Source organism: Parafrankia colletiae, assembly GCF_001854655.1.
Taxonomy (GTDB): Bacteria; Actinomycetota; Actinomycetes; order Frankiales; family Frankiaceae; genus Parafrankia; species Parafrankia colletiae.
On record NZ_MBLM01000132.1, the window covers coordinates 1 to 3,801 of the forward strand.

Below are 3,801 nucleotides of genomic sequence, written 5' to 3' on the forward strand. Positions count from 1 at the left end.
GCGGAGTGCGCGCCATCGAGGCGGACGCCGTAGTGCGTGGCGAGGGCTTCGAGCTTGCGGGAGCCCTTACGCCACTTGTCGATCGCCCGGTCGATGACCATCGGGTCAAGGACCGGGCCGATCTGCAGCGGCTCGAAGCTGTGTCGTACCAGCTCCCGCTGGATGATCGTCAAATCGTAGGCTGCGTTCATAGCCACGACTGGGATCGCCGGGTCAGCCCAAGCGGTTTCAATTTCCTCCGCGATCTGGCGGACAACCTCGTAGGCCGGTGCTCCATCCGCGCGGGCCTGCTCGGTGCTGACTCCATGCACAGCCGTGGCCTCGGCCGGGATTTCGACTCCCGGATCGGCCAGCCATGTCTGCCGGCTAAGGACCCCGCTCGGACCGACAGCGATGCAGGCAGCAGTCACGATCCGGGCGGTTTCAGGGTCCTTTCCGGTCGTCTCAAGATCTACGGCGAGTAGCGGACCCTCCCACCAGCGGGCGGTCATCAGAACGGCCCTCCATCCAGCCAGCGCGGATCGGTGTCTCCGCTGGTCAGCCGAGTGCCGATCAGGTCCCAGATACGCCGGTACAGCGGGAACTGCGCCATGTAGTCCGTGGCCGACTCGGGCCCGTCCGCTAGCAGTTCCCGGTCGATTGCTGCTTCTACGTCCTGCCGCGCCTGCGTGCCGGACGGCAACGGATGCTTGATCGCCCGCAGCAGACTGTGTTCCCGGATCTCGGGTGCCTTGCGTTCCAGGTAGCGGCGCACGTTCCTGAGATAGCGCAAGTCCATCTCGTCGAGACGGTGACGGTGTCCGGTCTGGTCGACCCAGACTTCGGTCTGCTCCAACAAGTCGGTGTCGAAGTCGCTCACCGGTCGGCCTCCGTCTGCGCCGCCCAGGCCTCGCCCGTYCAGACCAGGCGCTGCGCGGTGCCACGGATCTCAAGGGCGTCGACGGTCACGTGCCAGCCGTCGCCTGGATTGAGGAGTCCCCGGTGCAGCTGCTCGGCGGCTTCCTCAACGGTGGCGCCGATGCCGATGTGGGATCGGGAGAAGTGCTCGTTGGCAACGGAGATGCCTGGCAGCTGGACCAGCCAAGGCTTCTCCCCGTCGACTTCCAGGTAGGCGAACCGGAGAGGTCCCCGCCTGGCCAGCTCGGCGAGCTGGTGCAGCGAAACCATCGCGGTCGAGGCGCTCACTGGCCTGCTCCCATCTCTGCGGCCATCGCGTCGAACAGGCGACGTGCCCTCTGACGWGCTTCGGGGGAGATCGTGTAGTCGCCGACATAGCCGGTGGCTGTGGCGATCGCCGCGTCCACTGCGTCGTCGGACAGGGCGGCGCTGAACCGCGACGGCGGGCGTGTGTCAGCCCGGTCGGCCCTTTCGGTTTCGGCGAGAGCTGCGGCGGYGATGATCTGCTCGTAGTCGGAGCTGCCAGTCATCTGTTCCAACCAGCCCAGGTCGACGGCGGCCACATCGTTCGAGGTGGCGTCGTCCTTGCGGCGGATCCGCTTCAGCGCGATCTGCAGCAGGGTGCACTTCCACGCCGTGCGGGCGTGGTCAGCTTCCATCTCCTCTGCGATCTCCAGCGTGCGGCGGCGGGCACGGTCAAGGTTGGCCCGCAGGTTGGCGGCCTCCCTGCGGGCCGTCGTCAGGCGGATCGTCCGCTCGATCGCGCCCTCGTCGAGTTCGCTCATGCCGCGGGCCTCTGCTGGGCGCCGAGCGACTTGAGATGCTCGGCGAACTTCTGCAGCAGCGGCACCGTCGCCTCCGGCAGCGACGCGCCACCAGACCACTGCTCGTAGGCCACTGCGAGCGCTGGCACATCCGGCTGACCGTTTGGCTGGGCGAACCCGATTCTGGCGGCGCCCTGGACGATGTACTGCTTCCACCCGATCAGGTCGTTGTCGGYGGGAATCTGCAGAGGGGCGGTGATGGGCGGCTGGACCTGCGGCTGCTGGGCTCCGTTCCGCGCGGCCATCGCGGCGTGGTACTCGCGTGTCTGCCCAAGCTCCTGCCCCGCGGCTGGTACCGGAGCGGCGGGGCGCTGGCCGTTGGCCTGCGCGGCGGCCGGAAGYGGGTACATCTGCGGGGRCTGCTCGGCGGCGCGGTCCTGCTCGCGGCGTTCCCGCAGGATCCGCTGAGCGTCGGTCTCCCGCTCGACGGTCTCCTCCGTGAGGGAGCCGTCCGGGTCCGCCTGGTCCTTCGTGGTGATCTGGAAGGTCTGCGTCAGGAACCACTTGTAGGCGTAGGTCTGCGCCTTCGAAATGTYCTTGTCGCCGGTGTCGACACCTCGACCGATGCCCTTGCCTTCGACGTAGGAACCGTCATCGGCGATCAGCCGGTAGGTGGCCTCGATCCGGACGACGTACTGCATCGCACCGTTCCGGGTCTTACGGTGCTCCTCCGGGGTGACCTCGAAGCCGACTGGGATCGGGGCGAGTCCGGCCGTGACGAGTGCGGCCCGGACCACGGGGAGGATGTCTTCGTACCGCTGGTAGTCGAAGGACTGGCCGCCGTCGCGCATCTTGCCGTTCTTGCGGACGGCCTCGACCTCGGCGAACGCCTTGACAAAGCAGGCCGCCGCTTTGCCCGGGGTGATCGTCAGCTCGCTCATGCGGCCACCGCCGGCGCCTTGACGTTCCAGACGCTGGCGTCCCAGTCCCAGTGGACCGTTCGGCCGTCGGGAAGCGACAGGCTGACGTCGACGGCCAGCTGCTCGAACAGGTCGGCCGCGGCGCTGGTGAGCGTCGTTCCCAGGYCCGAGGCGACGATGCCAGGGATGGTGACCTTCCAGGGCCGGGTGTAGAGCCCCCGGTCAGTGATGGTCACCAGCTTGCCGACCATGGCGGCCAGGTCCCGCAGGGCGTCCAGCTCGGTGCTGATGGTGGGGCTAATGTGGGTCACAGGGACCCCTCTCTCTTCTGGCGAGGTAGGGATGGGTTCCAGGGCGCCCGAGCTGTTACGAGCAGCGAGGGCGCCTGTTTCATGCGGCTTGGCGGATTGGCCGGGGTTCGCCTTTGGGTCGGCGGAACTTGGGTCCGTTGCGGTACGCGGCCACGTCCGTGGGCTTGTACCGGTAGGCGAAGGTTGCGCCTTCCCCGACAGCCCAGGCGATCAGACCCTGGGAYGGGTCTGTGACCTGCAGGTCTCTACGAACGCGGTATGTCACACGCTGCCGGGTCCAACCCAAAATTTGGGCAACCTCGACGGTGGTCAACCACTGCTCCTCGACCAGCCCTAGGTGCCGTTCCTGGCCTGTCTCCATGCCTAGATCTTCCAGGATGTTCCAGAAACAGTCAAGAGCTGGACCGACCTGGACTTTTGTGGCAGCGCAGGGCCACGTTTCGGCTACAGACACGAACCGGACTTGGGTTCGAGCCACCCAGCCGGAGTTGGTTATGGGACCCTTACCGCCGTGGCTGATGAGCGGACGACGGGGCGGCTGACGCCCGAGCAGACCCTGCGCCTGCACGCCGCGATGCGGGAACGGATGACCGAGCTGGGCATGATGCCCCGCCACCTCTACCCCGTCAGCAAGAGCACCTTCTACAAGATGGGCAGCGGCACGCTGGCGCTGAACCTGTCCACCCTGACCGCCGTAGACACGACCATGTGGTGGGAGTCGGGCTCGGCCGCTGACTACGCGCTAGGGCGCGGACCCATCCGCCCCAGGGAGCGACCGACCCCGTTCCAATGGCTCATTTTTGATCATCGGTCACGGGCCAAGCTCAGCTTCGAAGCAGTCGCCAGCCTGTCTGGCAGAGACGATAAAGGGCCCCTACTCACGTCCAGCAACGTCCACCGCATGGAACG

7 protein-coding genes are annotated in these 3,801 nt (G+C 67.0%); 1 reads left to right on the forward strand and 6 read right to left on the reverse strand.

Annotated elements, in window-relative coordinates:
• The 6 genes from CC117_RS21870 to CC117_RS21895 form a co-directional block, all read right to left on the reverse strand.
• Positions 1–491: exonuclease domain-containing protein (locus tag CC117_RS21870; RefSeq protein WP_241830310.1), on the reverse strand; the 491-nt coding region annotated here is incomplete at its 3' end.
• Entirely contained in the window at positions 491–859 is a 369-nt protein-coding gene (locus tag CC117_RS21875) for a hypothetical protein (RefSeq protein WP_071087111.1), read from the reverse strand. The genes CC117_RS21875 and CC117_RS21870, both read right to left, overlap by 1 nt.
• Positions 856–1,185 (reverse strand): hypothetical protein, encoded by a 330-nt coding sequence (locus CC117_RS21880; protein WP_071087113.1) that lies wholly within the window; start codon positions 1,183–1,185, stop codon positions 856–858. The genes CC117_RS21875 and CC117_RS21880 overlap by 4 nt, the downstream gene beginning before the upstream one ends.
• The gene (locus tag CC117_RS21885; RefSeq protein WP_071087115.1) at positions 1,182–1,682 is read right to left on the reverse strand and encodes a hypothetical protein; all 501 of its coding nucleotides are present in this window, start codon (positions 1,680–1,682) and stop codon (positions 1,182–1,184) included. The genes CC117_RS21880 and CC117_RS21885 overlap by 4 nt, the downstream gene beginning before the upstream one ends.
• Complete coding sequence (locus tag CC117_RS21890; RefSeq protein ID WP_071087117.1) at positions 1,679–2,602, reverse strand: ERF family protein; 924 nt, start codon at positions 2,600–2,602, stop codon at positions 1,679–1,681. Before CC117_RS21890 ends, CC117_RS21885 begins: the two co-directional genes overlap by 4 nt.
• Positions 2,599–2,892: a hypothetical protein gene (locus CC117_RS21895; protein ID WP_071087119.1), complete on the reverse strand. Its 294-nt coding sequence runs from the start codon at positions 2,890–2,892 to the stop codon at positions 2,599–2,601. The genes CC117_RS21890 and CC117_RS21895 overlap by 4 nt, the downstream gene beginning before the upstream one ends.
• Before the next feature lie 511 nt (positions 2,893–3,403).
• Between CC117_RS21895 and CC117_RS21900 the strand changes: the two genes are divergently transcribed.
• Positions 3,404–3,801, forward strand: a 398-nt coding sequence (locus CC117_RS21900) for a hypothetical protein (protein ID WP_131803117.1), incomplete at its 3' end; no start/stop codon positions are given.